We start from the raw sequence: 24,725 nt of genomic DNA on the forward strand, positions 1-24,725 counted from the left end.
TAGACGACGACGGAGCGGATGGACTTGCCCTCGTGCATGAGGTCGAAGCCCTTGTTGATCTCGTCGAGGGGCATGGTGTGGGTGATCAGGTCGTCGATGTTGATCTTGCCCTCCATGTACCAGTCGACGATCTGCGGCACGTCGGTGCGTCCGCGCGCGCCGCCGAAGGCGGTGCCCTTCCACACCCGTCCGGTGACCAGCTGGAAGGGCCGCGTGGCGATCTCCTGGCCCGCGCCGGCCACCCCGATGATCACCGACACGCCCCAGCCCTTGTGGCAGCACTCCAGGGCCTGGCGCATGGTGTTCACGTTGCCGATGCACTCGAAGGAGTAGTCGGCCCCGCCGCCGGTCAGCTCCACCAGGTGGGCGACCACGTCGCCGTCCACTTCCTTGGGATTGACGAAGTGGGTCATGCCGAACTTCTCGCCCAGCGCCTTCCTGGCCGGGTTCAGGTCGACGCCGATGATCTTGTCGGCCCCCACCAGCCGCGCGCCCTGGATCACGTTCAGCCCGATGCCGCCCAGCCCGAAGACCACCACGTTGGAACCCGGCTCAACCTTGGCCGTGTTCACCACCGCGCCGACCCCCGTGGTCACCCCGCAGCCGATGTAGCAGATCTTGTCGAAGGGTGCGTCCTCGCGCACCTTGGCCAGCGCGATCTCCGGCAGCACCGAGTAGTTCGCGAAGGTCGAGCAGCCCATGTAGTGCAGCACCGGCTTGCCGTCGATCGAGAAGCGGCTGGTGCCGTCCGGCATCAGGCCCTGGCCCTGGGTCGAGCGGATCGCCTGGCAGAGGTTGGTCTTGGGGTTGAGGCAGTACTCGCACTCCCGGCACTCCGGCGTGTAGAGCGGGATCACGTGGTCGCCCTTCTTCAAGGACCTCACCCCGGGACCAACGTCCACCACAACGCCCGCGCCCTCATGGCCCAGGATCGCCGGGAACAGACCCTCCGGATCCTCCCCCGACAGCGTGAAGGCGTCGGTGTGGCAGATCCCCGTCGCCTTAACCTCGACCAGGACTTCCCCTTCCTTCGGACCCTCAAGCTGTACCGTCGTCACTTCCAGCGGCTTGCCCGCCTCGAATGCCACCGCAGCGCGCACGTCCATCGCTTCCCCCTGAAGACGTTGTCGTTTGGAATCTTGTCGAAGGAGGGCAGTGTAGGACCCGGGAAGGCAGCCTGCCACCCCAGGGGGCGACACAATTTTGGCTAGCTGAGACTAGGCCGGACAGGGGGATTGCGGCTATGATAGCGCAAACAGTCTTACGGAGAACGACCTGATGGATGACGCCTTGACCCAGGCACGCATCGACCTGGCCGCCGCGCTGCGCCTGGCCGCCCGCTTCGATCTCAACGAGGGAATCTGCAACCATTTCAGCTATGCGCCGCCGGAGCGCCCGGACGCCTTTCTGGTGAACCCTTTCGGCAAGCACTGGTCGCAATTGACCGCCAGCGATCTGCTGCTGGTCGACCACGACGGCAAGGTGCTGGAGGGCGGCGGCGAGCTGGAGACCACGGCCTTCTGCATCCATTCGCGCATCCACCGGGAACACCCGCGCGCCGCCTGCGTGCTGCACACCCACATGCCTTACGCGACGACGCTGACCTCCCTGGAGGATACGCCGCTGGAGCCGATCAGCCAGAACGCGCTGCGCTACTACAACGACGTCGCCTACGACGGCAGCTACAACGGCATCGCCACAGAGGTGGAGGAGGGCGCGCGCATCGCCGGCGCCCTGGGCGACAAGCGGGTGCTGTTCCTCGCCAACCACGGCGTCGTGGTGGTCGGCCCCAACATCGCCAAGGCCTTCGAGGACCTCTACTACCTGGAGCGCGCCTGCCAGGTGCAGGTGCTGGCCCACTCGACCGGGCGCCCGCTGCGCCGGGTCAGCGACAACATCGCCGGGGCCACCTTCAAGGATCCGGCCGCCGAGCAGCACTATGCCGAGGCGCACTTCACCGCGCTGAAGCGCCTGCTCGACGCCGAGGACTGCAGCTACGCCAGCTAGCGAAAGAGGAATAGGAATGCATCACAGCCGACTTGCCTGCCTGGCGATCGACTGCCAGACCGACGACCTGGACAGGGAAGCGGCCTTCTGGGGCGCGGCCCTGGGCATGGCCGTCCGGCCGCGGAGCCCGGAAGAGGGTGAGGAGAACTACCGCGACCTGGAGGAAGCCGAAGGCCAACCCATTGTCCTGCTGCAGAAGGTCACGCACCCCAGCCGCGTGCACCTGGACATCGAGGCCGACGACATCGAGGCCGAGGTGAAGCGCCTGGAGGCCCTGGGCGCCAAGCGGGTCGCCCAGGTCCGCACTTGGTGGGTGATGGAGGCGCCCAGCGGCCACCGCTTCTGCGTGGTGAAGCCGCAGCGGGCCGATTTCCCGAAGGGCGCCAATAGCTGGCCTTAGGCGAGTGGTGTCACGGATCATCCCAATCCGGCAGCAGCTTGCTGAGTTCGCTCTTGATATCGAGGTCGAAGGCAACCCAGCCTCTTGAGGCCTTGCCAAGGGAAACGCGAATGAACAGGAAGTCCTCTGTCGAGGTGCGCAGCACGTAGAGGTATCGGCGGAAAGTGTTACCCAGCGCCTCTTCCTGCAGAAGATCCAGGTATTCGAAAGTCTCTCCCTCGGCGAGGAACCCGTCGAAAACAAGGTTTTCGATCTGCCGGCCGCTCTCGGCGAAGAGCTCTTCCATCTTTTCGGAGAAAGGCTCCCTGTCATTCGCGAGCAGTGGATTGAAGATCTCATCCAGAACTTGCTCCGGGTCGTCATAGGCTGGTGATGCGGCTAGAGCTGGAAGGTTGTTGAGGGCGAAAAAGGCCAGAATTGCGGCCAAGCGCGCAGCGAGTCGCCACATGAGATTCATCCCTGGTTGCTGTGGTGCGGCTCCGAGGCGCAGGAGGCCATGCCGCGAAACGGCGAATTCCAGCCATTTTGAATTCAGGGGCGAAATCGCGCAATAGTTGGGTTCGTTAACGACTGTGAATTGTTTTCAGTTAAGCTGTAGGTCTCGATGGGGCTTCGGGTTTGCACGAACTGGTGGGTAGATGAGGAAACGCTTGATGGTCTGGGTCTGGGGAGCGCTAGGCGGTTACGTCTTCATCGTGCTGGTGATGTTCCTCGCCCAGCGCAACCTCATCTATCCGGCCGCCGCCGTGAACCCGCGCGTCGAGGACCACAACCTGCCGGGCCTGGAGAGCGTCGAGACGGACAGCCATCCGGGACTGACGCTGACCCACTGGTTCCATGCGCCCAGCGATCCCGAACTGCCGCTCATCGTCTTTTTCCACGGCAACGCCAGCGACCTGAACAACGCCGTCGCCAAGATGCGGCCTTTCATCGAGGCCGGCTTCGGCTTGCTCGCCACCGGCTACCGCGGCTACAGCGGCAATCCGGGACGCCCCAGCGAGGCGGGTCTCTCCGCCGACGCGCGCTCGGTCATCGACTGGGCGCACCACCAGGGCTACGAGGCCGACCGCCTGGTCTATTTCGGGGAATCGCTCGGCACGGCCGTGGCGGTGAAGATGGCCAGCGAGCGGCCGCCCTCGGCGCTGGTCCTGGAAGCCCCGCCCAGCTCCATCGCCGACGTGGCGGCGGCGCACTACTGGTACCTGCCGGTGCGCCCGCTGCTCCGCGATCCCTGGGATTCGCAGTCGCGCATCCACACCATCCGCTGCCCGCTGCTGATCCTGCACGGCGAGAACGATCCGGTGGTGCCGGTCCGCTTCGGGCGCAAACTCTTCGAAGCGGCGATCGAACCCAAGGAAGCGATCTGGCACCCCACGGCATTGCACACCGATATCCTGGATGACCCCGAGGTGGTGCGCCAGGTGATCGAGTTCCTCAGGACGCGCTAGCTCTACGGGCAGCCTCTCCGACGAGGACATAGGTGTCCAGGGATCCCCTGTTCTTGCCTTCGATGATCCCTCGGTGCTCGCAGTCGAGCTGATCCTTGACGCGGTGGTAGGTGGCATCGGACAGCACGACTTGGCCGGGCTCGCCGTTGGACTCCATCAGCGCGGCAATGTTCACGGCATCGCCCCAGATGTCGTAGGTGAATTTCTTGCGGCCTACGACGCCCGCCATGACGGGGCCGGTATGAATACCGATCCTCAGTTCCCAGGGCACGAGCTTCATCTTTTGGCGCTGCCGGTTCACCTGAGACATGAAGTCACGGATTTCGATGGCGGCTTGGCAGGTATCGAGCGGATGGGAGCGGTTCGCCTCAGGCAGGCCGCCGGCGCACATATAGGCATCGCCGATCGTCTTCAGCTTTTCCAGATTGTGCCGCTCGATGATTTCGTCGAAAGCGGAAAAATACTGGTGCAGGTCGTTGACCAGGGTGTGCGGCTCGGAACTCTCCGCAATGCGTGTGAAGCCTTTGAAGTCGGTGAACATGATCGTGACGCTGTCATGGTAGCGGGGCACGACCTCGCCATCGGCCTTTAGCTCCTTGGCGATCTTGGCGGGAAGGATGTTGAGGAGCAGTTTCTCCGACTTCTGTTTCTCTTCTTCCAGTGCCTTGCGGGCGCCGCTAAGCTCGATGAGCTTCCGCCGCAGCTCCAGATGGGTCATGGTTTCGCGCGCCAGGCGACGCAGCGAGTCAAGCTGCTCAAAGGAAGACTCCCGCGGTTCGAAGTCGAACACGCAGACCGTCCCCAAAGCATAGCCTTCCTGATTGATCAGTGGCATGCCGCAGTAATACCGGAAGTGTGGCTCGTTCTTTACCGCGGCCTGATCGCAGAAGCGCGCATCCGCAGCGAGATCCTTCACCTCGAGCAGATCGTTGTTACAGATTGCCGTTGAGCAGCAGGTGCCGCGGGGCAGGTAGGCAAGGTTCGGCGGCAGGCCGTACTTCGCCTTAAGCCATTCCCGAGTGTCGGCGATGATATTGATCAATCCAATCGGGCAGGCGCAGAGTTGCGCCGCCAGTTCGGCGATGTCGTCGTAAGACATCTCGGGCGGCGTATCGGTGACACGATAGCTTTCGACCGCAGCGAGACGTTCCGCCTCGTTGTCGGGAACGGGATAGTTCATCGGCGGTCTCCGATCTGACCTAGGCGCGGAAATCGCTTCTCAGAGCGTCGCGCGCGAAGGCGAACAGGTAGGAAAAAGAATAGACGAGAAAAGGTACAACAACTAGACGCGATGGCCTGCATCCAAATGCCGGACCGCCTTGTACTTGCATCGCTCAGGAACTCTCAACCACAGAGCGGCAGCCCTGCGTCATGGCGATCGACCTGCCATCAAGGGGACGCAGCCGCGTCACGCGGAAGGGGCGCCCAGCGCCTCCAGCGCTTCCGGCGTGTCGACGTCCAGCAGCACGGCGTCGTCGTCCATCGGCACTTCGCAGACCACGTCGGCGTGCTCGCCGATCAGCGCGCGGGCGCCGGTGTCGCCGGCGATCTCCTGCATCTCGGCGAAGAAGCGGCGGGCGAAGAGTACCGGGTTGCCGCGCTTGCCCTGCCAGGTCGGCACGCAGATGGCGCGGCCCTCCAGCGGATTGAAGGCGGCGATGAGGCGGTTGAGGACGGCCGGCGAGACGCGCGGCATGTCGCCCAGGCAGACCAGCACGCCGTCGATGTCTTCCGGCAGCGCCGCCAGGCCGCGGCGCAGCGAGGAGGAAAGGCCGCTGGCGTAATCGGGATTGTGGGCCAGGGTGAAGCCGCGCTTCGGCAGTGCGGCTTCTACCGCGGTGTAGTCGTGGCCGGTCACCACCGCGAGCGGCTGCGCCTGGGAGGCGGTGAGGGCGTCGAGGACGTGTGTCACCATCGGCCTGCCGTCAACCTGTGCCAGCAGCTTGTTCACCTTGCCCATGCGCCGCGACTGTCCGGCGGCCAGCACCACGGCGGCGATCTTCGCGGCGCGCGGCGCGCCGTCCTGGGTCTCCACCGCCTCGGCGCGGGGCAGGCCGCGCGCGGCGATCTCCTTCAGCAGGCCGCCGCCGCCCAGGCGCATGACATCTTGCGGCGTCACCGCGAGGCCGGCGACGAGGCGCTGCAGCACCCAGTCGAAGCCGTTGACCTTGGGCGAGCGGGCACAGCCCGGCAGACCGACGACAGGACGTCCCTGCAACTCGCCGAGCAGGATCAGGTTGCCGGGATCGACCGGCATGCCGAAGTGGGTGACGCTGCCACCGGCCGCCTCCAGGCCTGAGGGCAGCACGTCGCGGCGGTCCACGATGGCCGAGGCGCCGGACATCAGCAGGATCTCGCAGCCTTCGCCGGCGAGTAGCCGCAGTTCCTCGGCCACGGCGTCGCTGTCGTGGGCGCAGCGCCGCTCGACGGTGGCCGGGCAATCGAGCCTGGCAAGGCGTTGGTCCATCACCTGCCGGGTCTTGTCCAGCACGCTCTCCTTGGTCACCGAAAGCTGCGTCTGCACCAGGCCGACCCTGCGCGCGGCCAGCGGCGCCACGCTGAGCAGCGGCGGGCCGCTGCGCGCCACCGCGAGGCTGGCGTCGAGCGCTTGTCGGGTCACCGCAAAGGGAATGATCTTGATGGTTGCCGCCATCTGGCGCGGCTCGACCAGGTCGTAGGGCGCGAGGGTCGCCAGGGTGATGGTCTCGTCGACCAGGTTGAAGGCGTCGATGCGCGCCCGCTCGGCCACCAGCACGCCGCGCTCCGCGACCATCAGGTTGCAACGCCCGGTGAAGCTGGCGCTGGCAGTCAGTCCGGCGCCGGTGAGGGCCTCGGCCAACTCCGTGGCCGCCGCGTCCTCGTGCACGTCTTCGGCTTCCAGGCGCGCGGCGATGACCTCCGCGATGCCGGCGGCCTGCAGGCTGATGATGTCCTCCGCCGAGAGCCGGCGGCCCTTCTTGAAGGATATGCCGGTGCCGCGCAGCGAGTGGGCGAGGATGCAGTCCTCGGCCTCGGCCACGGCTGTCGGGCCGAAGATCACCCTACCATCTCCCTGGGGGCCGCCTCGGGCTGCCCGGCCTTCACCAGCGGCGGCACGCCGTGCAGCACCTGGGTGATCTGCGCCATGATGGAGATGGCGATCTCCGCCGGGCTCTTGGCGCCGATGGCGAGACCGATGGGTGCATGAATGCGGGAGATCTCGTCGTCGCCCAGGCCCTGTTCGCGCAGGCGCTCGATGCGCTTGGCGTGGGTCTTGCGGCTGCCCAGGGCGCCGACATAGAAGGCCGGCGAGCGCAGCACCACGCCCAGCGCGGGATCGTCCAGCTTGGGATCGTGGGTCAGCACCACCACGGCGCTGCGGTGGTCCGGCGCCAGGGCGGTCATGGCGTCGTCGGGCCAGTCGTCGATGAGCTGCACGCTGGGGAAGCGCTCGGCGTTCGCCCAGGCCTTGCGCGGGTCGATGATGATGACCTCGTAGCCGGCCACCTGCGCCATGGGCACCAGCGCCTGGGAGATGTGCACGGCGCCGACCACCAGCAGGCGCAGCGGCGGATTGTAGACGTGGACGAAGAGGTTGGGGTGCTCGGGCAGCGGGCCGCTGCGGTCGGCGGTGATGGCCGCCGTCACCGCGGCCTGCTGGCCGGCGTCGAGCGACAACTCACCCAGGTTGTCCCCGTCCGCTTGGAGGAGCTGGCGTCCGTCGGTCAGGTCCGTGACCAGCGCCGTCGGCTGCTTGGCGGCGCGGGCTTTTTGCAGCCGGTCGAGGATCTCGCGTTTCATTCGACGTTCTCGACGAAGACCTTGACGGTGCCGCCGCAGGCCAGGCCGACGTCCCAGGCCTGTTCGTCGCTGACGCCGAACTCCAGCAGCTTGGGCGGCGCACCCTCCATGATAGCCTGGGCTTCGTGCACCACCGCGCCCTCGATGCAGCCGCCGGAGACCGAGCCCTGCAGGCGCAGGGTATCGTCGACGATAAGCTGGCTGCCGACCGGCCGCGGCGAGGAGCCCCAGGTCGTCACCACCGTGGCCAGGGCCACCTTGTGGCCCTCGTCGCGCCAGCGCGCGGCCTCGGCCAGCAGGTCCTCTGCCTTTCCTGTCGTCACGTTCCCGTTCGCCATGTCGTCATTCCTTCCTCACGCCGCATCGCGGGCCGGCTCAGGACCTGCGAGAGGTCGCTCAGGCTTTCCAGGTTGTGCACCGTCCTGAAGTCGTCCACGTGCGGGATCAAGGCTTTCGCCCCCAGTGATTTTGGTTGGTAGCCATCGTAGCGCAAGAGCGGGTTCAGCCAAATCAGCCGCCGGCAGGACTTGTGCAGGCGCTCGACCTCGCTTTCCAGGCTCTCGGCGTTGTCGCGGTCCAGGCCGTCGGAGATCAGCAGCACCACGGCGCCCTGGCCCAGCACCCGCCGCGCCCAGGTGACATTGAAATCGTGCAAACAGGCGCCGATGCGGGTGCCGCCGGCCCAGTCGACCACGTTCTCGGCGACCTTCTCGATGGCCACGTCGACGTCCTTCTGGCGCAGGTGGCGGGTGATGTTGGTCAGGCGGGTGCCGAACACGAAAGTGTGAACGCGGTCGCGGTCGTTGGTCACCGCGTGCATGAAGTGCAGCAGCATGCGCGAGTAGCGGCTCATGGAGCCGGAGATGTCGCAGAGCACCACCAGGGGCGGGTGGCGGCGCTGCGGCTTCTTGAAGCGCAGGGGGATGGTGTCGCCGCCCTGGCGCAGCGCCGCGCGCATGGTGGCGCGCAGGTCGGCGCGCCGGCCGCCGCCGGGCCGGAAGCGGCGGGTCGGCACCTCCATGATGGGCAGGCGCATGTTCTGGATCGCCTGCTTGGCCTCGGCCAGTTCGGCCGCCGACATCTTCTCGAAGTCGGTGGTCTGCAGCACCTCCTTGCTGGAGAAGGTGAGGGCGGCGTCGATCTCCTGCTTCTCCTCCTCCCGGTCGGGCTCCTGGTCTTCACCGTCCTTGGGCCGCATGGCGTCGGCCAGGCGGCGGCTCAGCTCCTCGGCCGCGTCGGGCTTCTGCCCGGCCAGGGGCGTGATGTCGGGCAGCAGCAGCGCCATCATGCGCTGCAGGATCTCCGGGTTGCGCCAGAAGACGTGGAAGGCTTGGTCGAAGAGCTCCTGCTGGTCGCGCCGGTTCACGAAGACCGCGTGCAGGGTCCAGTAAAAGTCGTCGCGCCGGCCCAGGCCCACCGCCTCGATCGCCTTCAGGGCGTCGAGCACCTTGCCCGGGCCGACCGGCAGTCCGGCGGCGCGCAGGGTGCGGGCGAAGTAGAGGATGTTCTCCGCCATGCGCCCGCCGTCTCCGCCGGGACCCGCATATTCCGGGGCATTGCCTTGTGCTTCCACCATGGGCCGATCCTAGCGCAGCCGGGCCGCGCCGCCCAGCGGCGCCCGCGTCTCGCCTATGAGAAATTCTAGGCCATGGAATGAGGAGATGTCGTTTGTCGCCGGGGGTTTGCGGCCGCACATCCTGAGCGAAACCGCGGGCATGCGCCCTGCAGCAAAGGAGATGAGATATGGCGACACCGAACTGCCCCTCCCACGGCCCGCGCGACAGCCTGAGTCGCGACGGCTTGATCCCCATTCCCTATGGCGGCGACCGCCTGGCTTTCAGGATGGCCCTGGGGGCCTTGGCAGGGCTGCTGCTGGCGCTGGCCGCCAGCTTGTCGCCTGAGGAGGAGAAAGGCGCCCCTGCGGCGGAGCCGCTGCGGTTACCCGGCAGCGCGACGGTCCCCGAGCTTCCTTGAAACCGGATCCGGCCGGCGGGGCCGCGGACCTCAGGCCATGGCCAGTCCGGTCAACTCCGACTTCACCTCGCTGAGGATGCGCGCGGCCTCGCTGCCCTGGATCTTGGCGATGTCGTCCTGGTACTTCAGCAGCACGCCCAGGGTGTCGTCCACGGCCTGGGGGTCGAGCGCCACCTTGTCGAGCTGGGTAAGGGCCTCGGCCCAGTCCAGGGTTTCGGCGATGCCAGGTGCCTTGAAGAGGTCCTCGTTGCGCAGCGCCTGCACGAAACTGACGATCTGGCGCGACAGCTCGGCGGGCACCTGCGGCGCCTTCACCTTCAGGATTTCCAGCTCGCGCGCGGCGCTGGGGAAGTCGACCCAGTGGTAGAAGCAGCGGCGTTTCAGGGCGTCGTGAATCTCGCGCGTGCGGTTGGAGGTGATGATGACGATCGGCGGCTCGGCGGCGGCGATGGTGCCCAGCTCGGGGATGGTGATCTGGAAGTCGGAGAGTACCTCCAGCAGGAAGGCCTCGAAGGGCTCGTCGGTGCGGTCCAGTTCGTCGATCAGCAGCACCGGCGCGCCGCGTTCGTCGGGGCGCAGCGCCTGCAGCAGCGGCCGCTCGATGAGGAAGCGTTCGTCGAAGATGTCGCCGCTCAGTTTCTCGCGGTCCTGCTGGCCGGCGGCTTCTGCAACGCGGATCTCCACCATCTGGCGCGGGTAGTTCCACTCGTAGACTGCCGCGGAGACGTCCAGGCCTTCATAGCATTGCAGGCGCACCAGCCGGCGGCCCAGGGTCTCGGCCAGCACCTTGGCGATCTCGGTCTTGCCGACGCCGGCCTCGCCTTCCAGGAACAGCGGCCGGCAGCGTTTCAGCGCCAGGAAGAGAACGGTCGCCAGGTTGCGCTCGCCGATGTAGTTGCCGCGCGCCAGCAGGCTCAGGGTATCGTCAACGGAATTGGGCAGGGGGGCCCGATCGGCCATGGGAACAGAACTCGCTCTATCTGAGGTGGGACCGCGGTGGGACGGCCCCTATTTTTGCAGCCAATCCCCGTCGGCTGTCAAAATCCACGTGCCGTCGGGCACCTGCTTGACGATCTTCGCGGCGTAGACCTTGCCGACCTCGCCCAGGGAGACGCCCAGCTTGGCGGCCTCCTTTTCGTAGATCTCGCGGCGCTTGGCGTTGATTTCGACGACAGCGTCCTTGAGGTCGGAATCGCGCGCCACGGCGAAGCCGTCGAAGCGCTCGCCGATTCTGCCGGTGGCCCGGAGGTCGTCCAGGGACTGCGCCGAAGCCGGGGCGGCGAGCAGCGGCAGCGCCAGCGTCGCCGCCATGAGGAGGGAGAGGAGTGAGAACCAACGCCGTGTCATGATCGATCCTTTGGGGTCTGTCCGTGGCCTTGTCTGGAAAGAAGCGCCTGCTAGAAGATATCCGGGTTTTGCTGGATATCCTTTTCCGCCTGTTCTTCAATCTTTACGCGGACTTCCGCGTCCAATTTCACATTCAGGTTTATCGTGATCGGCTCCTTCGGCGCTTCAACCTGGACCTTTGGGGTGCAGGCGGCGATGGCGAAGCAGAGGAGAATTCCCCCCAGAGCGGTGTCACGACCGCTAAAGCTGCTCAATTCGTCTCTCCCCTTCTGTCGGAACCCTCTCGGAAAGAGGGCCGAAACACAAAGCTAACATAGCAACCAAGCCTTGCCGCTGCTATGCGATCTACCGGGTGATTCGTAAGAAGACTGCCGTTTATCCCCACTCCGTACAAGACGCTCAATCCCCCAGCTTCCAGGCCCGGCGCAGGGCGTCGTCGGAAAGGCTGTAGCCCAGCCGCAGCGCCTCCAGGACGCTGGTAATGTTGCTTTCCAGGTTGATGTTGAACTGGAAGGGCTGGCCGTCCAGCACCGCCGGGTTCTGCCCCAGGGTCGACAGGCGGACCGTGGCGTCGTTGGCGGCGGTCTTGTTGACGGTGACCGAGAGGCTCTCGTAGTGGAAGTCCTCCAGCGCCTGGATTGCCAGTTCGACGGTTTCGCCGCCGCCGGCGAGCGCCGAGCGCAGCGCCTCGAAACGGAACGACAGGCGGCCCGGACCCTGGGCCTCGAAGCGGCCGTCCTCGACGACGATGTCGTCGGCGCCGAAGACGATGGGGACCTTGCCTTTCAGGGTGCCGCTGCCGGCCAGGCCTTCGACCCCGATGAGGCGGAAGAATGTGTCGAGGTCCAGGGCATCGGTGCCCAGGACGACCCGGTTCTGCGCCGCCGCGGGATCGAGGTCCGCCGGCTCGATGTGCCAACGCCCGCCGCCCAGGTCGAAGCCACCCTCCGCAATGCGCAGGCGCGGCGGGGAGGCGATGGAGAAGGCTACCGCGATCTTCTCCACCGGCACGCCGGCTTCCAGGCGCCTGAGGGTCAGTTGCTGGCCCGGCTTGGCAGTCGGGGGCAGCAGGCTGTCCAGGGTCAAGGAGAGATCCAGGCCTTCCACCTCCACAGGGCCGCTGAAGGACAGCCCGCTGAGGATGACCCGGCCCTGTTCGGCCGCCGGGTCGCGCGGCCAGGCGAAACTGGCCTTGGCGTTGAACGTGCCGTCCACCTCCTCGAGGGACGCCAGCAGCGGGGAGAGCTGTGCCGGCTGCAGGCCGTCCGGTGCGAAGGCGAGAAGCTTGCTGGCGGCTTCGATGCGGGCCGCGCCGCTGTCCTCGTAGCGGGCGGTGAGATCGGCGAGCGCGGTGGCCCCATCGCTCAGCCAAAGGTGGGCCGTGACGTCGTAGCCGGCGCCTCGACGGGAGAAGTTGCCGTCCAGGATCAAGGGGGCGATCACGGGGTCCGGGACCGCGGCCTGGAGGGCGACGACGCCGAAGCGACCGGAGGCCGGCCGGAAGCTGCGGTCGAAATCGACCTCGGCGGACAGCTTGCCGGTGGTGAGTCCGCGATCCGGCACCTCGACGTTGTCGACGTGGACTTCGCTCCAGGCTTCGAAATCCCCGCTGTCGCTGGACAGCCCGCCGACGGCAAGGGAAAACGCGCCGAGGCGCAGCGCCTGTGCTGTGTCCTCGGCAACGACCTGCAGCTCCGCGCCGTTGTTTTCGACCGCCCGCAGGCGGTAGCGGTATCCCGCGGCCTCGGGCTCGACGTGGAACTGGGCTTCGCTGAGGCTGAACGCCAGGGGGGCTTCCAGGCGCAGCGGCAGGGTGCCGCCCAGTTGATCCATTGCCAGCCGTCCCTCGCGGGTCAGCGCAAGGTCGAGCCCCTGCGGGCCGAAGTCGACGTCGAGGGGCAGGGTGAGCGAGAGGTTCTCCACCACGCGCCCGGCCCGGGTGTAGCGTTTCAGGGCGCCTTTCGCCTCGACGCTTCCCTTGAAGCCCGTCACCTGCTGCTTTGTGCCCAGGGTAGCGTCGCCCTGGATGGCGGCGGTGATCTGCAGGCCCTGGTCGCTGCTGCCCTGGGCCGCCACGGCGACCTTGGCCTCGCGCGGCGGCCAGGGCGGGGAGGCCGCGATGGCGAAGGGCAGGTCGCCGCCGGCTTTGAGAGTCAGGGACAGGCCGGAGGTGATGAGCGGCAACAGCTCCTCTGGTGCACCGAGGCGCCGCAGGTTGGCCATGGCCGGGTGCTCCACCCGCACCGCGGCGTCCTGGCTGAGGGTGAGGGTCAGCGTGCGGCCGCTGCTCTCGGCCACCAGCGGCAGGTGCGCGGAGAGGCCCTCGGTGCCGTCGGCCAGGCTGACGTCGGCCAGGATGGCGTCGCCCTTCAGGGTCAGTTCAGCCTGGGACAGCTGCGCCAGCAGGGACTCCAGGGTTTGCGGCAGGGCCGCCTCGGCGCTCCGGACGCTGCGCCCTTCGGCCTGCACGATCAGGGTTCCGGCGGTGATCTGCGGGCCGGGCAGGGTAACTAGGCGCGCCAGGCCGCCGGCGCTGCGCACCTCGCCCTGCAGCGTCAGCCGCGCTTCGCGGCGCGCCGCTGCCGCGGGCGGCGCGCTCGCGGTGACCTCGAGCGTCAGGTCTTCGCCTTCGCCCTTGAGGTGCAGGCTCGCTTCGCTCAGCAGCGGGTTGCCGACGATCCGCAGCCGTCCGGTGGAAAGGTCGAGCGGTGCTCCCTCGCGCGGCGCGTAGCGCAGGTCGCTGAGATCCAGGTCGGCGCTGGCCTGGGGGGCGTCGCCGCCAAGCCCCTCCACGGAGAGCCGTCCGCTGAAGCCGCCGACCGTCAGGCCCTCCCAGTTCAGCAAGCCCTCGCTGAGGCCGGCGGTGACCTGCAGGACGCCGGCGGGATCGCGGCGCCCTTCCAGCTGGGCGTGGAAGCGCCCGAGGGGGCTGTCGAGGTTCAGCGTGCTGCTGGCCAGCAGGCCGCCGTCTTCGGCGGGTTCCACGACGCCGGTGAGCTCGGCGGTCATGTCGCCTGAGGGGGTGGCGAAGTCCACCTGCGCGTCGGTCAGCGTGACGACCGGGACCGCCGGGGGAGTGGAGGGCGTCTGCGTGGCGGGCCCGGCGCTGCCGGCAGCCTCCTTCGCATCGCCGGTGAAGTGCTCCAGCAGCGGCTGCAGGCTGCCCAGCAGCGGGGCCTCGCCGGTGACGTCGAGGCGCAGCCGCAGCCCGGTGATCTCGGCCCGCGTCACCCGCGGCGTCAGGCCCTCCCAGGCCAGCGCGAGGGCGACTTCCTGCGCCGCGACCTCGCGGTCATCGCCCAGGGCGACGTTGCGCGCCGTGACCGCAGCGGGGGTTAGGCCTGTGACCTCCAGATCCTGGACGGTGACACCCTGGTCCTGCAGGTAGGCGACGGCGGCGCGGGTGGCGAGGGGCGCGCGCAGCAAGACGGCCGCGACGACGGCGGCCAGCAGAAGCAGGCCGAAGACCACCAGGAAGCGGCGGGCGCCGCGCCGCGCAGGGACATCACCTTGTGACATAAGGGAAAGTTAGCGCAGCAGGCGCGGGAACGCGATTCCGCAAAAGAAAGGGGGCCGGTCCTGGCGGGCCGGCCCCAGTATTCTCTCTGCAGTTTTTGCGGAAGGGGGTCAACCCGCCGCGGCGACCGCCCGCTTCAGCATCACGCCCACCAGGTTGGCGCGGTATTCCGCCGAAGCATGGAGATCGCTGTTCAGCCCGTCGGAGGACACGCTGATGTTGGCAACCGCGTCGGGCGAAATGCTACCGCCCAGCGCCGCCTCGGGGTCGCCGAGGCGGAAGAGCGCGGGGGCCGGCTCCGGTGACGGCCACCCGCACGCCGGCCGGTCCCGAGCTGACCATGACGCCGACGATGGCGTAGCGCGAGGCCGGGTTGGCGAACTTCGCGTAGGCCGCTTTCTCCGGCACCGGGAAGGTCACGACGGTGACGATCTCGTCCTCCTCCAGGGCCGTCTCGAACATGCCGAGGAAGAAGTCGTCGGCCGGGATATCCCGCTTGTTGGTATGGACCGTGGCACCGAGCCCGACCAAGCCCGCCGGATAGTCCGCCGCCGGATCATTGTTGGCGATGGAGCCGCCGATGGTGCCGCGGTTGCGGACCTGGGCGTCGCCGATGCCGTCGGCCAGGGCGGCGAGGGCCGGGATCTTGGCCTTCACCGTGGCGTCACCTGCCACCGTGGCATGAGTGGTCATGGCGCCGATGACGATGTTGCCGCCTTCCTCCTTGATTCCCTTCAAGGCGGCGATGCCGCCCAGGTCGATAATGTCGGAGGGGCTGGCGAGACGCTGCTTCAAGGTCGGGATGAGGGTCTGGCCGCCGGCCAGGATCTTGCCGTCACTGGCCCCGGTCAGCGCCTTGGCGGCGTCTTCCACGGAAGCGGGGCGATGATGATTGAAGTCGTACATTTTCCGGTTCTCCCCTTATTCCGCGGCCTGGGCATGCTGGTTGGCGAGGCGCCAGACCTTCTCCGGCGTTGCCGGCATGTCCATGGACAGGATGCCCAGTGCGTTGGTGATGGCGTTGATGGTCGCCGCCGGCGCCGCGATGGCGCCCGCTTCACCGCAGCCCTTGACCCCCAGCGGATTGTGCGTGCAGGCGGTCTGGGTCATGCCGACGCGGAAGGACGGCAGGTTGTCGGCTCGCGGCATGCAGTAGTCCATGTAGGAGCCGGTCAGCAGCTGGCCGCCGTCGTCGTAGACGGCCCTTTCCAGCATCGCCTGGCCGACGCCCTGGGCAATTCCGCCGTGGACCTGGCCCTCGACCACCATGGGGTTGATGACGTTGCCGAAGTCGTCCACCGCGACCCAGTCGACGATTTCCGTCATGCCGGTCGCGGGATCGATCTCCACCTCGGCGATGTGCACGCCCGAGGGATAGGTGAAGTTCAGCGGATCGTAGAAGGCCGTTTCGTCCAGGCCCGGCTCCAGGTCCTCCGGGTAGTTGTGCGGCACGTAGGCGGTGAAGGCGATCTCGGCGATCGACTTCTCCTTGTCCGTGCCCTTCACCCGGAAGGTGCCCTTGTCGAACTCCACGTCGTCGACCGAGGCCTCCATCAGGTGGGCCGCGATCTTCTTCGACTTCTCGATGATCTTGTCGCAGGCCTTGGAGATGGCCGAGCCGCCGACCGCGAGCGAGCGCGAGCCGTAGGTGCCCATGCCCATGGGGATGGAGCCGGTGTCGCCGTGGACCACCTCGACGTTCTCGATCGGCAGGCCGAGCGTATCGGCGACCAGCTGCGAGAAGGTCGTCTCATGGCCCTGACCGTGGCTGTGGGTGCCGGTGAAGACCGACACCGTGCCGGTGGCGTTGAAGCGCACCTGGGCCGATTCCCACAGGCCGACGCCGGCGCCCAGCGAGCCGACCACCGCCGAGGGGGCGATGCCGCAGGCCTCGATATAGGCCGAGAAGCCGATGCCGCGCAGCTTGCCCTTGGCCTCGGAGGCCGCCTTGCGGGCCGGGAAGCCGTCGTAGTCGATCATCTCCAGGGCCTTGGTCATGGAGGCGTCGTAGTCGCCGATGTCGTACTGCAGGGCCACCGGCGTCTGATAGGGGAACTGCTCCGGCTTGATGAAGTTGCGCCGGCGGATTTCCGCCGGGTCGATGTTCATCTCGCGGGCCGCCACCTCGACCAGGCGCTCCACCACGTAGGTCGCCTCCGGCCGCCCGGCGCCGCGGTAGGCGTCGACCGGCGCGGTATTGGTAAAGGCCGATTTCACGTTCACGTAGATCACCGGCGTGGTGTATTGGCCGGCCAGCAGCGTGGCGTAGAGGTAGGTGGGAATGGAGGTGGCGAAACTGGAGAGGTAGGCCCCCATGTTCGCCGTGGTTTCGACCTTCATGCCCAGGAACTTGCCGTTCTCGTCCATGGCGAGCTGGGCATGGGTGATATGGTCGCGGCCGTGGGCGTCGGAGGTGAAGGCCTCCGAGCGGTCGCCCGTCCACTTCACCGGCGCCCTGACCTTCTTGGCCGCCCAGGTGCAGACGGTCTCCTCCGCATAGCAGAAGATCTTCGAGCCGAAGCCGCCGCCGACGTCCGGGGCGATGACCCGCAGCTTGTTCTCGGACAGGCCGAGTACGAAGGCGCAGAGGATCAGTTTCAGCAGGTGCGGGTTCTGGCTGGTCGAATACAGCGTGTAGCTGTCGGTGCCGCCGTCGTATTCGCCGATCGCCGCGCGCGGTTCCATGGCGTTGGGGATCAGGCGGTTGTTCACCAGGTCGACCTTGGTGATGTGGGCCGCCTTGGCGAAGGCGGCGTCGGCCTCGGCCTCGTCGCCCAGGACCCAGTCGTAGCAGAGGTTGCCGGGCGCCTCGTCATGGACCAGCGGGGCGCTGGAACTCAGCGCCGTTCCCAGGGTCGCGGCGGCAGGCAGTTCCTCGTAGTCGACCTCGACCGTCTCGCCGGCTTCCTTGGCCTGGGCGTAGGTCTCGGCGATGACCACGGCGACGTGGTCGCCGACATAGCGCACCTTGTCGCGGGCCAGCGGAAAATGCGGCGGCGCCTTGTGCGGGTCGCCATGGCGGTCGGTCACGACCCAGCCGCAGGGCAGGGAGCCGACGTTGTCGGCCTCCATGTCGGCGCCGATGAAGACGGCGCGCACGCCGGGGCTCTTCTCGGCCTCGGCCTTGTTGATGCCCTTGATCTTGGCGTGGGCGTGCGGCGAACGCACGAAGTAGGCATAGAGCTGGCCCGGACGGTTGATGTCGTCGGTATAGCGGCCCTGGCCGGTGAGGAAACGGAAGTCTTCCTTGCGCTTGACGCTGGCGCCAATTCCGGTGTCTGACATGATCCTACCCCTTCATGCTGGCGGCGGCCGTCTGGATGGCCTTGACGATATTGTGGTAGCCGGTGCAGCGGCAGATGTTGCCTTCCAGCCACTCGCGGATCTCGCCTTCGTCGGGGTTGGGGTTCTTCTGCAGCAGGTCGACGGCCGACATCACCATGCCTGGGGTGCAAAAGCCGCACTGCAGTCCATGGTTCTCGCGGAAAGCCTCCTGCATGGGATGCAGTTCGCCGTCCTTGGCAAGTCCCTCGATGGTCGTCACTTCCGCGCCATCGGCCTGAACCGCCAGCATGGTGCAGCTCTTCACCGACTCGCCGTTGACATGGACTACGCAGGCGCCGCACTGGCTGGTGTCGCAGCCGACGTGCGTGCCCGTGAGCGACAGGTTCTCACGCAGGAACTGGACGAGCAGGGTGCGGCCTTCGACGTCGCCTGTCACCGCCCGCCCATTGACCGTCATGGAAACGCTGGGCATGGAGTATCTCCCTTCCTTGACCTCCGAACGAAATGTCCGGCTTTTCTTGTTTTTTTCTGGCCGCGCGGCATCCCCAGGGCGCCAGGCGGTATGAATTCCTCGAACCGTGAAGTCTGTTGCCGCGCGCGAGTCACGTCAAGGGGGGCGGCCTGCAGGCTTCATGAATTTTTCATCACAATGACGAACTTGCTCAAAGGGCGAAGATGGCGATCAGGATCAGCACCGCGACCAGCAGACCGGTGACCCAGACGCCCAGCGAGGCGCCGGCCCCGACGTCCGCGTCGGAGGGTTCGGGCGCCGGCTCCTGAGCCGCTGGCGGGGCGGCGGGCTGCGGGGCGGCGGCAGGGGCCGCCGGGGTGGGCCCCGCTTCGGCCGGCGCGCCGCCCACGGTTTCCGCGAAGCGGGAAAAGAAGTCGTCGGCCATCTTCTTGGCGGTACCGTCGATGAGGCGCGAGCCGATCTGCGCCAGCTTGCCGCCTACCTGGGCGTTGACGTCGTAGTTCAGCAGGGTGGCGGCCCCGTCTTCCTCCAGGCTCACCTTGGCGCCGCCCTTGGCGAAACCGGCGGCGCCGCCCTTGCCTTCGCCGGAGATGGTGTAGCCCTTGGGCGGATCCAGGTCGCTCAGGGTGACTTCGCCGGCAAAGCGCGCCGAAACCGGGCCGACCTTGGCCCGTACCTTGGCGGTGAAGGAGGTGTCGGAGGTCTTTTCGATCTCCTCGATACCCGGGATGCAGAGACGCAGTACCTCGACGTCGTTCAGAGCCTCCCACACGGTCTCGCGCGGTGCTTCGATGCGGTATTGGCCGGTCATCTGCATGGTTTCGTGATTACCCCTTTCCCCGTGGTGTCCCAGGCGGCGGCGCCGCCGCGTCTGGAAACTGTAAAAGGCGGGAAGGAGGCCCTTGCCTCTCCCGTCCGCTCGTTCCGCTCAGAATTGACGTTCCACGCCCGCGGATCAAGTCCCCCCTTGGTCCAATAGGACCAGGGCCGCGCAGCCGCGCTCGTGAGTTGTCTGCCTTAGCCGCCGAGGAAAAGGCGTCCGACCTCCGGGTCCTCAAGCAGCCTGTCGCCCATGTCGGCCATGGCCAGCTCACCGGAGACCAGCACATAGCCGATGTCGGCGAATTCCAGCCCCTTCTTGGCGTTCTGCTCCACCATGATGATGGTCTTGCCTTCGCCCCTCTGCAGGTCCTCCAGGATCTCGAAGACCATGTCGATGAAGCGGGGCTCCAGGCCGATGGAGGGCTCGTCCACCAGCAGCACCTCCGGGTCCATCACCAGGGCACGGGAAATCTCCAGCAGCCGGCGTTCGCCGCCCGACAGGACCTTGGCCGCGTGCTTGCGGCGCTCGGCCAGGCGCGGGTACTTCTCGAAGATCTGCTCGGCCTTCTCCTTGGCCTGGGTGGGTTTGTGCATCAGATAGCCGCCCATCCAGAGGTTCTCCTCGACGGTCATGCCGGGGAAGACCGATTTGTCCTGCAGGATGTAGGCGACCCCGGCCGAACGCAGCTTGTCCTTGGGCGACAGCTTGGTCACGTTCTTGCCGTTGATGTTGACCGCACCGCCGAAGATGTTGGTGAAGCCGAAAATGGAGTGCAGCACCGTCGACTTGCCCGCGCCGTTGGGTCCGATGAGGCAGAGCGACTGTCCCTTGCCGACCTGCAGATTGAACTCGTGCAGGATCTGCATTTTGCCGTAGCCGGCGCGCAGCCCCTCGATCTTCACGAAGTCGTCGTTCTTGGCCAACTCCGCCAGGCGGCTGGGCGGGATGCCTTCCTTGGCCAGCTCGGAGGCCTGGCGGTTGACGTCCTCGACCGAGATGACGGTCTCGACGCCACCGTGGCCATAGCCGCGGATCTGCTTGCTCGGTCCTTGGTCGCTCATCAGTGCGCCCCCAGATAGGCGTCGATGACGCGCTGGTCGTTTTGGATCTCGTCAGGATCACCTTCGGCCAGCATCTCGCCGTGGGCCAGGCAGTAGATGTGCTCGGCCAGGTTCATGATGACCCGCATGTTGTGCTCGATGACGAAAAGCGTGATGCCGAACTCCTCGTTGGCTCGCTTGAGGCGGTCGATGAGGCCGTTGATCAGGGTCGGATTGATGCCCGCCGTGGGCTCGTCCAGCAGCAGCACCTTGGGCTCGTTCATCAGCGCCATGGCGAACTCCAGCAGCTTCTGCTGGCCGAAAGAGAGGTCGCCGGAGAGAAGGAAGCGCTTCTGGTAAAGGCCGACGAATTCCAGCAAGGCCTCGGCCTTTTCCTTCTGCTCGGCGGAGTAGCTCCTGAACATGTCGGCCAGTGTGGTGTGGCGGTGCGGTACCGAGATCAGCATGTTTTTCACGCAATCCATCTCGCCGTAGATGCGCGTCTGCTGGAAGGTGCGCAGCAGACCCAGGCGGGCGATCTGCGGCACCAAGAGGTTCGAGATCTCCCGGCCCTCGAACTTGATGGAGCCGCCGTCGATCGGGTGATAGCCGACGATGGAGTTGAACAGCGTCGTCTTGCCGGAGCCGTTGGGGCCGATCAGGCCGGTGATCTTGCCTTCCGGCACGGAGATCGAGACCTCGTGGTTGGCGCGCACGCCGCCGAAGGACTTAGAGACCTTCTCGACGGCAATCATCGTGGGGTTCATTGGCCGGCCTCCTTGGCGCCCTGAGAGGCGCTTTGGGGGCCGCCGGCGGAGGCACTCAGCCGCTGGTCCACCGTGATACCGAAGCGTTCAGGCCACTTGCGCTGCATCCAGCCCATTATGCCTTCCTGGAAGAACACCACGTTGACGACGATCAGCAGGCCGAGGGCGACCCACTGCCAGCCGAGCAGGTAGGTCCAGGTGACCTCCTTGACGATGTGGAAGAGGGTGGCGCCGATCACCGGACCCCAGAGGGTGCCCTTGCCGCCCAGCAGCGCCATGACCACCATGAAGATGCCGAAGGTGGCGGCGGGGAAGGCTACCTCGAGGGGCTCGACGAAGCCGGTCAGGTTGCCGAAGACCGCCCCGGACATGCCGAGGAAGAAGGCGGCCACGGACCAGGCGACCAACTTGTGCCGCAGCGTGTGGATGCCCATCGCCTCGGCCTTTTCCTCGTCGTCGCGGATGGCGTTGATGGCCAGGGCGAAGCGGGTCGAATAGAGCCAGCGCAGGAAGACGAAAGTCAGGATCGCCAGCATCAGGAACATGATGTAGAAGACCACCGACTTCTCGTGCGGCAGCCCCGGGTAGACCGGCATGGCGATACCGCTGCCGCCGCCGATCCATTGCCAGGTGCTCGCGAGCTCGCGCGCCGCCAGCGCCAGACCGAGCGTGCCGATGGCGAAGTAGGGGCCGCGCAGGCCGAAGACGATGCGCCCAAGGACGACCGCGAGGATCACGCAGCCGACGGCAGCCACGCCGGTACCGACGATGAGACTGAAGAAATAGTCGCCGTAGTCGAGCACCAGCTGCTCGCCGCCGCGCGCCGAGGTATATGTGCCCACGTCGGTGAACATGCCGACCTGCACCACCGCGCAGATGTACATGCCGGCGCCGAAGAAGAAGATGTTCCCCAGCGAGTTATAGCCCATCTGGCCGCCGCAGATGTCCCAGGTCAGGGCGAAGAGGATCATCAGCCACAGCAGCGCGATCTGGGTCGTGTAGGACGGGAAGATGAAGGGCGCCACGATGCCGAAGGCCATGATCAGGCCGTAGACGTAGAGCGGCGTCCGGTCGGGATTGAGCTCGATCCTGCCACTGTCGGCGGCCGGACCGCCGGCTTGCGAATGCAGTGTGTTGTCGCTGGTCATGGCTTACTGCACCACCTGTCTGTGCTGCGCCAACTGGATCTGGCGCCAGATCAGCACCAGCAGCAGCAGGATCAGGGCCGTTGCCTGCTGGAACTCCAGGCCCAGAACGAAGCCCGAGTACTGCTCCGCCACGCCGAGGCCGAGGCCGGTGATGATCACGCCGGGGATGTTGCCGAGGCCCGCCGCGGTGACGATCACGAAGGCGCGGATCGAATGCGGAATGCCGTAAAAGGGCTGGATCACCCAGATCATGGAGACGAGCACGCCCGCGGCGCCGCAGATGGCGGCGTTGAGGGAGTAGGTGAAGGCGTAGACCCGCTCGGTATCGATGCCCATGATCTTGGCGGCGCGGGCATCCTGTGCCGTCGCGCGGATCGCCTGACCCATGCGGCTCTTCTTCATGAAAGTGATGACCGCGGCGGCGAGCAGGATGCAGAGGAAGAAGGAGATGACCTTGATTTCCGCCACCGTCACCAGACCGCCCAGGATGGCGTGGGTCTGGAAGCCCGATTCGGCGGTACGCACCTCCGGCCCATAGGCGAGGTTGAGCGCCTGCTGCAGCACCAGCGCGATGCCGAAGGTCGCCAGCAGCGAGGTGAAGAGGTCGCGCGTGATCACATAGCGGATGATCGTCAGATAGAGCACCCAACCGAAGGCGAACATGATGACGATGACGATCGGCATGGAGAGGATCGGGTGGACCCCCAGGGTGCCGAGGTGCCAGGCGAGGTAGCCGCCCATGATGACGAACTCGCCCTGGGCCAGGTTCTTGACGTTCATAACGCCCCAGACCAGCGCCAGGCCATAGGCGGCAAGCACGAAGATGGCGCCGATGAAGAGGCCGTCCAGCAACAGCTGTACGTTCAGAACCGGCGCCAGCGTAAGCAGGTTTATGTTGTCGAACATTTGAGTCCTTCGCCCGAACTAGCCCGGCAAGGCCGGCTTACGAAGCCGGGACCTTAGGGAGGAAAAGCGACTGCCCCCGCCCGGTTGGGCGGGGGCAGAAGGGCGAAACCTCAGTACATAGCCTCGCGCGGCCAGACCAAGGGGTCGGAAGCGTATTTGGACGGGGCGACAACCTTGTACTCGCCGCCCTGGATCTGCCGCAGCACCATCGGCTTGGCGATGTTGTTGCCGGCTTCCGAGAACTTGATTGGGCCGTAGAAAGTTTCCATATCCGTCGCCGAAATGGCGTCACGCACCTTGTCCGTGTCGAAGGAGTTCGCCCTCTCGAAGGCCTCCTTCCAGACGATCACGGCAGCCGAAGCCTGGGCCGACTGGTAGGGCACGTTCTTGTAGCCATCGTAGCTCGACTTGAAGAGCTTGTCGTAGTCCGCGGCGGAGCCGAAATACTTGTCGGAGTAGCTCAGCGTCTCGGCCCACTGGGTCGGGCAGAGGAAGCCGTCGGACGCGGCGCCGAACTGGGCCACCACCTTGGCGCCTTCGCAGTGGGTCATGGCGATCATCGGCACGTCGACCTGCAGTTCCTTGATCTGACGTGCGGCGGTGACGGCGCCCTTGTTGTGGCCGGAGATCACGAGGAGATCCGGCTTCAGGGCCTTCACCTTGGTCAGCGTCGCCGAGATGTCGGAGAGGTCAGCCGGCATCTTGTCGTCGATGACGGTCTGCATGCCGAACTTCTTCATGTCCTCGACCACGCCGGCGCGGACGTCCTGCGAGAAGGCGTCGTTCTCGAAGACCATCGCGACGCGGACGTCGGAGGCCTTCTTGCCGTTCTTCTCGGCCACTTCGGCGGCCAGGCTCACCGCGCTGGCGAGATACTGCTCGGAGGTCGACAGCACCGCGAAGAGGTACCTGTAGCCCTTGTTGAACAGAGCGCGCGAGGCGCCTTCGGCTTCGATCATCGGCACCTGGTACTTCTCGGTCACCGGCGCCGCGGCGATGGTCGTGGCCGAGCTGTAGGGGCCGAGGATGTACTGGACGCCGTCCTGCTCGATCAAGCGCTCCAGCAGCTGGGCGGTACGGGCCGGGGTCGATTCGTCGTCGTAGTACTGGACCTTCAGCTTGTAGCTTTTGCCGTTGACGGTGACGCCGCCCATCTCGTTGATCTTCTTGACCGCGAGATTGTAGCCGTTCTGGGTGTCGACGCCGTTGGAGGAGTACTTGCCGGTCAGCGAGATCGCCGAACCGAGGATGATGGTATCACCTTCAATCTTGGCGCTGGCCGGGCCGGCAGCGATAAGGCCGGCGGCAGCGCCGGCGAGAACAAGACCGGAGAAGGTCCGGGCCCCAATCGTTTTCCGAGCCTTCACAGGCGCGTTGGTGGATTTCATAGATGGCCTCCCTCATTCCAAGCAGATTTTCCGCTTAGTTCATTTCTGCAACTTCAACCGTGCAGTTGGCATGAATAATAGAGGGGTGGCGTTCGGACGCAAGTCCTGCAAACAGTCCCGATTGCCGCAGAGGCCTGAAAAACAGCCTGGAATTGAAGAATTTGCCGCTGTGCCGGGCACGCTGGATGGCGGTTATGGCCTTTGTGGCGGTGCAGTATGGGAGGAGATTCTGGCGTGCCGTCTGCCGACCGTGGCGGTGGAGATCTTGTTCGCACGATCGTCAGTGCAGGAACGTTTGGCGGCGAAGCGCGCGGCGATTGGGCCGATGCAGCCGGGGTATGAGGCCGGGCGAATTGGCCGGGCCGGGACTCCGGCGGTCAGGACCAGGGCCGAAATCCGACATTCCGCGCGGATATCAGCGTC

At 66.4% G+C, this 24,725-nt stretch carries 23 protein-coding genes and 1 pseudogene; 4 read left to right on the forward strand and 20 right to left on the reverse strand.

Annotated features, from left to right (window positions below):
* Positions 1 to 1,106: S-(hydroxymethyl)glutathione dehydrogenase/class III alcohol dehydrogenase (locus tag H7X47_RS24805; protein WP_193371476.1), on the reverse strand; the 1,106-nt coding region annotated here is incomplete at its 3' end.
* A 157-nt stretch (positions 1,107 to 1,263) separates the two neighbouring features.
* On the opposite strand from H7X47_RS24805, the pseudogene H7X47_RS24810 reads away from it, so the two are divergent.
* Together H7X47_RS24810 and H7X47_RS24815 are read left to right on the forward strand one after the other, a co-directional pair.
* Positions 1,264 to 2,007, forward strand: a pseudogene (locus H7X47_RS24810) (aldolase); the annotation flags it as partial.
* 16 nt (positions 2,008 to 2,023) lie between these two features.
* Positions 2,024 to 2,407, forward strand: coding sequence for a VOC family protein (locus tag H7X47_RS24815; RefSeq protein ID WP_193371478.1), 384 nt, complete (start codon positions 2,024 to 2,026; stop codon positions 2,405 to 2,407).
* A 10-nt stretch (positions 2,408 to 2,417) separates the two neighbouring features.
* Here H7X47_RS24815 and H7X47_RS24820 read toward each other — a convergent pair whose 3' ends face one another.
* Entirely contained in the window at positions 2,418 to 2,855 is a 438-nt protein-coding gene (locus tag H7X47_RS24820; protein WP_193371479.1) for a hypothetical protein, read from the reverse strand.
* A 205-nt stretch (positions 2,856 to 3,060) separates the two neighbouring features.
* Between H7X47_RS24820 and H7X47_RS24825 the strand changes: the two genes are divergently transcribed.
* Positions 3,061 to 3,855, forward strand: a complete 795-nt coding sequence (locus H7X47_RS24825; protein ID WP_193371480.1) for an alpha/beta hydrolase — start codon at positions 3,061 to 3,063, stop codon at positions 3,853 to 3,855.
* Here the strand turns inward: H7X47_RS24825 and H7X47_RS24830 are convergent.
* The 5 genes from H7X47_RS24830 to H7X47_RS24850 form a co-directional block, all read right to left on the reverse strand.
* Complete coding sequence (locus H7X47_RS24830; RefSeq protein WP_193371481.1) at positions 3,842 to 5,035, reverse strand: adenylate/guanylate cyclase domain-containing protein; 1,194 nt, start codon at positions 5,033 to 5,035, stop codon at positions 3,842 to 3,844. The genes H7X47_RS24825 and H7X47_RS24830 overlap by 14 nt on opposite strands.
* Before the next feature lie 228 nt (positions 5,036 to 5,263).
* Entirely contained in the window at positions 5,264 to 6,895 is a 1,632-nt protein-coding gene (locus tag H7X47_RS24835) for an NTP transferase domain-containing protein (RefSeq protein WP_193371482.1), read from the reverse strand.
* Positions 6,892 to 7,635 (reverse strand): XdhC family protein, encoded by a 744-nt coding sequence (locus H7X47_RS24840; RefSeq protein ID WP_193371483.1) that lies wholly within the window; start codon positions 7,633 to 7,635, stop codon positions 6,892 to 6,894. The genes H7X47_RS24835 and H7X47_RS24840 overlap by 4 nt, the downstream gene beginning before the upstream one ends.
* Entirely contained in the window at positions 7,632 to 7,973 is a 342-nt protein-coding gene (locus H7X47_RS24845) for an XdhC family protein (RefSeq protein ID WP_193371484.1), read from the reverse strand. The genes H7X47_RS24840 and H7X47_RS24845 overlap by 4 nt, the downstream gene beginning before the upstream one ends.
* Entirely contained in the window at positions 7,955 to 9,211 is a 1,257-nt protein-coding gene (locus H7X47_RS24850; RefSeq protein WP_193371485.1) for a vWA domain-containing protein, read from the reverse strand. Before H7X47_RS24850 ends, H7X47_RS24845 begins: the two co-directional genes overlap by 19 nt.
* 167 nt (positions 9,212 to 9,378) lie before the next feature.
* Between H7X47_RS24850 and H7X47_RS24855 the strand changes: the two genes are divergently transcribed.
* Positions 9,379 to 9,609: a hypothetical protein gene (locus H7X47_RS24855; protein WP_193371486.1), complete on the forward strand. Its 231-nt coding sequence runs from the start codon at positions 9,379 to 9,381 to the stop codon at positions 9,607 to 9,609.
* 30 nt (positions 9,610 to 9,639) lie between these two features.
* On the opposite strand, the gene H7X47_RS24860 is transcribed toward H7X47_RS24855, so the two are convergent.
* The 13 genes from H7X47_RS24860 to H7X47_RS24920 all read right to left on the reverse strand — a co-directional run bounded on the left by H7X47_RS24860 (position 9,640) and on the right by H7X47_RS24920 (position 24,302).
* On the reverse strand, positions 9,640 to 10,569 hold the full coding sequence (locus tag H7X47_RS24860) for an AAA family ATPase (protein WP_193371487.1): 930 nt from the start codon (positions 10,567 to 10,569) through the stop codon (positions 9,640 to 9,642).
* A gap of 48 nt (positions 10,570 to 10,617) precedes the next feature.
* Positions 10,618 to 10,956 (reverse strand): YdbL family probable chaperone protein, encoded by a 339-nt coding sequence (locus H7X47_RS24865; protein ID WP_193371488.1) that lies wholly within the window; start codon positions 10,954 to 10,956, stop codon positions 10,618 to 10,620.
* Positions 10,957 to 11,006: 50 nt separating this feature from the next.
* Positions 11,007 to 11,210, reverse strand: coding sequence for a YnbE family lipoprotein (locus H7X47_RS24870; RefSeq protein WP_227010795.1), 204 nt, complete (start codon positions 11,208 to 11,210; stop codon positions 11,007 to 11,009).
* Between the two features lie 145 nt (positions 11,211 to 11,355).
* The gene (locus H7X47_RS24875) at positions 11,356 to 14,475 is read right to left on the reverse strand and encodes an intermembrane phospholipid transport protein YdbH family protein (protein WP_193371489.1); all 3,120 of its coding nucleotides are present in this window, start codon (positions 14,473 to 14,475) and stop codon (positions 11,356 to 11,358) included.
* A gap of 241 nt (positions 14,476 to 14,716) precedes the next feature.
* Positions 14,717 to 15,379, reverse strand: a complete 663-nt coding sequence (locus H7X47_RS24880) for an FAD binding domain-containing protein (protein WP_437126590.1) — start codon at positions 15,377 to 15,379, stop codon at positions 14,717 to 14,719.
* Between the two features lie 15 nt (positions 15,380 to 15,394).
* Complete coding sequence (locus tag H7X47_RS24885) at positions 15,395 to 17,758, reverse strand: xanthine dehydrogenase family protein molybdopterin-binding subunit (protein ID WP_193371490.1); 2,364 nt, start codon at positions 17,756 to 17,758, stop codon at positions 15,395 to 15,397.
* A 4-nt stretch (positions 17,759 to 17,762) separates the two neighbouring features.
* On the reverse strand, positions 17,763 to 18,230 hold the full coding sequence (locus H7X47_RS24890) for a (2Fe-2S)-binding protein (protein ID WP_193371491.1): 468 nt from the start codon (positions 18,228 to 18,230) through the stop codon (positions 17,763 to 17,765).
* Between the two features lie 190 nt (positions 18,231 to 18,420).
* Positions 18,421 to 19,041: an SRPBCC family protein gene (locus H7X47_RS24895; protein WP_437126591.1), complete on the reverse strand. Its 621-nt coding sequence runs from the start codon at positions 19,039 to 19,041 to the stop codon at positions 18,421 to 18,423.
* A gap of 206 nt (positions 19,042 to 19,247) precedes the next feature.
* Positions 19,248 to 20,114, reverse strand: coding sequence for an ABC transporter ATP-binding protein (locus H7X47_RS24900; protein ID WP_193371493.1), 867 nt, complete (start codon positions 20,112 to 20,114; stop codon positions 19,248 to 19,250).
* A complete protein-coding gene (locus H7X47_RS24905) occupies positions 20,114 to 20,860 on the reverse strand; it encodes an ABC transporter ATP-binding protein (RefSeq protein WP_193371494.1) in 747 nt (248 codons plus the stop codon). Before H7X47_RS24905 ends, H7X47_RS24900 begins: the two co-directional genes overlap by 1 nt.
* On the reverse strand, positions 20,857 to 22,008 hold the full coding sequence (locus H7X47_RS24910) for a branched-chain amino acid ABC transporter permease (RefSeq protein WP_193371495.1): 1,152 nt from the start codon (positions 22,006 to 22,008) through the stop codon (positions 20,857 to 20,859). The genes H7X47_RS24905 and H7X47_RS24910 overlap by 4 nt, the downstream gene beginning before the upstream one ends.
* Positions 22,009 to 22,011: 3 nt before the next feature.
* Complete coding sequence (locus tag H7X47_RS24915; protein ID WP_193371496.1) at positions 22,012 to 22,914, reverse strand: branched-chain amino acid ABC transporter permease; 903 nt, start codon at positions 22,912 to 22,914, stop codon at positions 22,012 to 22,014.
* Between the two features lie 110 nt (positions 22,915 to 23,024).
* Complete coding sequence (locus H7X47_RS24920) at positions 23,025 to 24,302, reverse strand: amino acid ABC transporter substrate-binding protein (RefSeq protein ID WP_193371497.1); 1,278 nt, start codon at positions 24,300 to 24,302, stop codon at positions 23,025 to 23,027.
* Positions 24,303 to 24,725: the final 423 nt, after the last annotated feature.

This window comes from Pelagibius marinus (assembly GCF_014925385.1).
Taxonomy (GTDB): Bacteria; Pseudomonadota; Alphaproteobacteria; order Kiloniellales; family Kiloniellaceae; genus Pelagibius; species Pelagibius marinus.

Bases quoted from the DNA above. Each gene is read 5' to 3' on its own strand.
- H7X47_RS24895 (WP_437126591.1), bottom strand. From the start codon at position 19,041: ATGACCGGCCAATACCGCATCGAAGCACCGCGCGAGACCGTGTGGGAG.
- H7X47_RS24880 (WP_437126590.1), bottom strand. From the start codon at position 15,379: ATGTACGACTTCAATCATCATCGCCCCGCTTCCGTGGAAGACGCCGCC.
- H7X47_RS24830 (WP_193371481.1), bottom strand. From the start codon at position 5,035: ATGAACTATCCCGTTCCCGACAACGAGGCGGAACGTCTCGCTGCGGTC.
- H7X47_RS24860 (WP_193371487.1), bottom strand. From the start codon at position 10,569: ATGGCCGATCGGGCCCCCCTGCCCAATTCCGTTGACGATACCCTGAGC.
- H7X47_RS24890 (WP_193371491.1), bottom strand. From the start codon at position 18,230: ATGCCCAGCGTTTCCATGACGGTCAATGGGCGGGCGGTGACAGGCGAC.
- H7X47_RS24910 (WP_193371495.1), bottom strand. From the start codon at position 22,008: ATGACCAGCGACAACACACTGCATTCGCAAGCCGGCGGTCCGGCCGCC.
- H7X47_RS24920 (WP_193371497.1), bottom strand. From the start codon at position 24,302: ATGAAATCCACCAACGCGCCTGTGAAGGCTCGGAAAACGATTGGGGCC.
- H7X47_RS24845 (WP_193371484.1), bottom strand. From the start codon at position 7,973: ATGGCGAACGGGAACGTGACGACAGGAAAGGCAGAGGACCTGCTGGCC.
- H7X47_RS24855 (WP_193371486.1), top strand. From the start codon at position 9,379: ATGGCGACACCGAACTGCCCCTCCCACGGCCCGCGCGACAGCCTGAGT.
- H7X47_RS24815 (WP_193371478.1), top strand. From the start codon at position 2,024: ATGCATCACAGCCGACTTGCCTGCCTGGCGATCGACTGCCAGACCGAC.
- H7X47_RS24825 (WP_193371480.1), top strand. From the start codon at position 3,061: ATGGTCTGGGTCTGGGGAGCGCTAGGCGGTTACGTCTTCATCGTGCTG.
- H7X47_RS24820 (WP_193371479.1), bottom strand. From the start codon at position 2,855: ATGTGGCGACTCGCTGCGCGCTTGGCCGCAATTCTGGCCTTTTTCGCC.
- H7X47_RS24900 (WP_193371493.1), bottom strand. From the start codon at position 20,114: ATGAGCGACCAAGGACCGAGCAAGCAGATCCGCGGCTATGGCCACGGT.
- H7X47_RS24840 (WP_193371483.1), bottom strand. From the start codon at position 7,635: ATGAAACGCGAGATCCTCGACCGGCTGCAAAAAGCCCGCGCCGCCAAG.
- H7X47_RS24850 (WP_193371485.1), bottom strand. From the start codon at position 9,211: ATGGTGGAAGCACAAGGCAATGCCCCGGAATATGCGGGTCCCGGCGGA.
- H7X47_RS24915 (WP_193371496.1), bottom strand. From the start codon at position 22,914: ATGTTCGACAACATAAACCTGCTTACGCTGGCGCCGGTTCTGAACGTA.
- H7X47_RS24875 (WP_193371489.1), bottom strand. From the start codon at position 14,475: ATGTCACAAGGTGATGTCCCTGCGCGGCGCGGCGCCCGCCGCTTCCTG.
- H7X47_RS24865 (WP_193371488.1), bottom strand. From the start codon at position 10,956: ATGACACGGCGTTGGTTCTCACTCCTCTCCCTCCTCATGGCGGCGACG.
- H7X47_RS24905 (WP_193371494.1), bottom strand. From the start codon at position 20,860: ATGAACCCCACGATGATTGCCGTCGAGAAGGTCTCTAAGTCCTTCGGC.
- H7X47_RS24885 (WP_193371490.1), bottom strand. From the start codon at position 17,758: ATGTCAGACACCGGAATTGGCGCCAGCGTCAAGCGCAAGGAAGACTTC.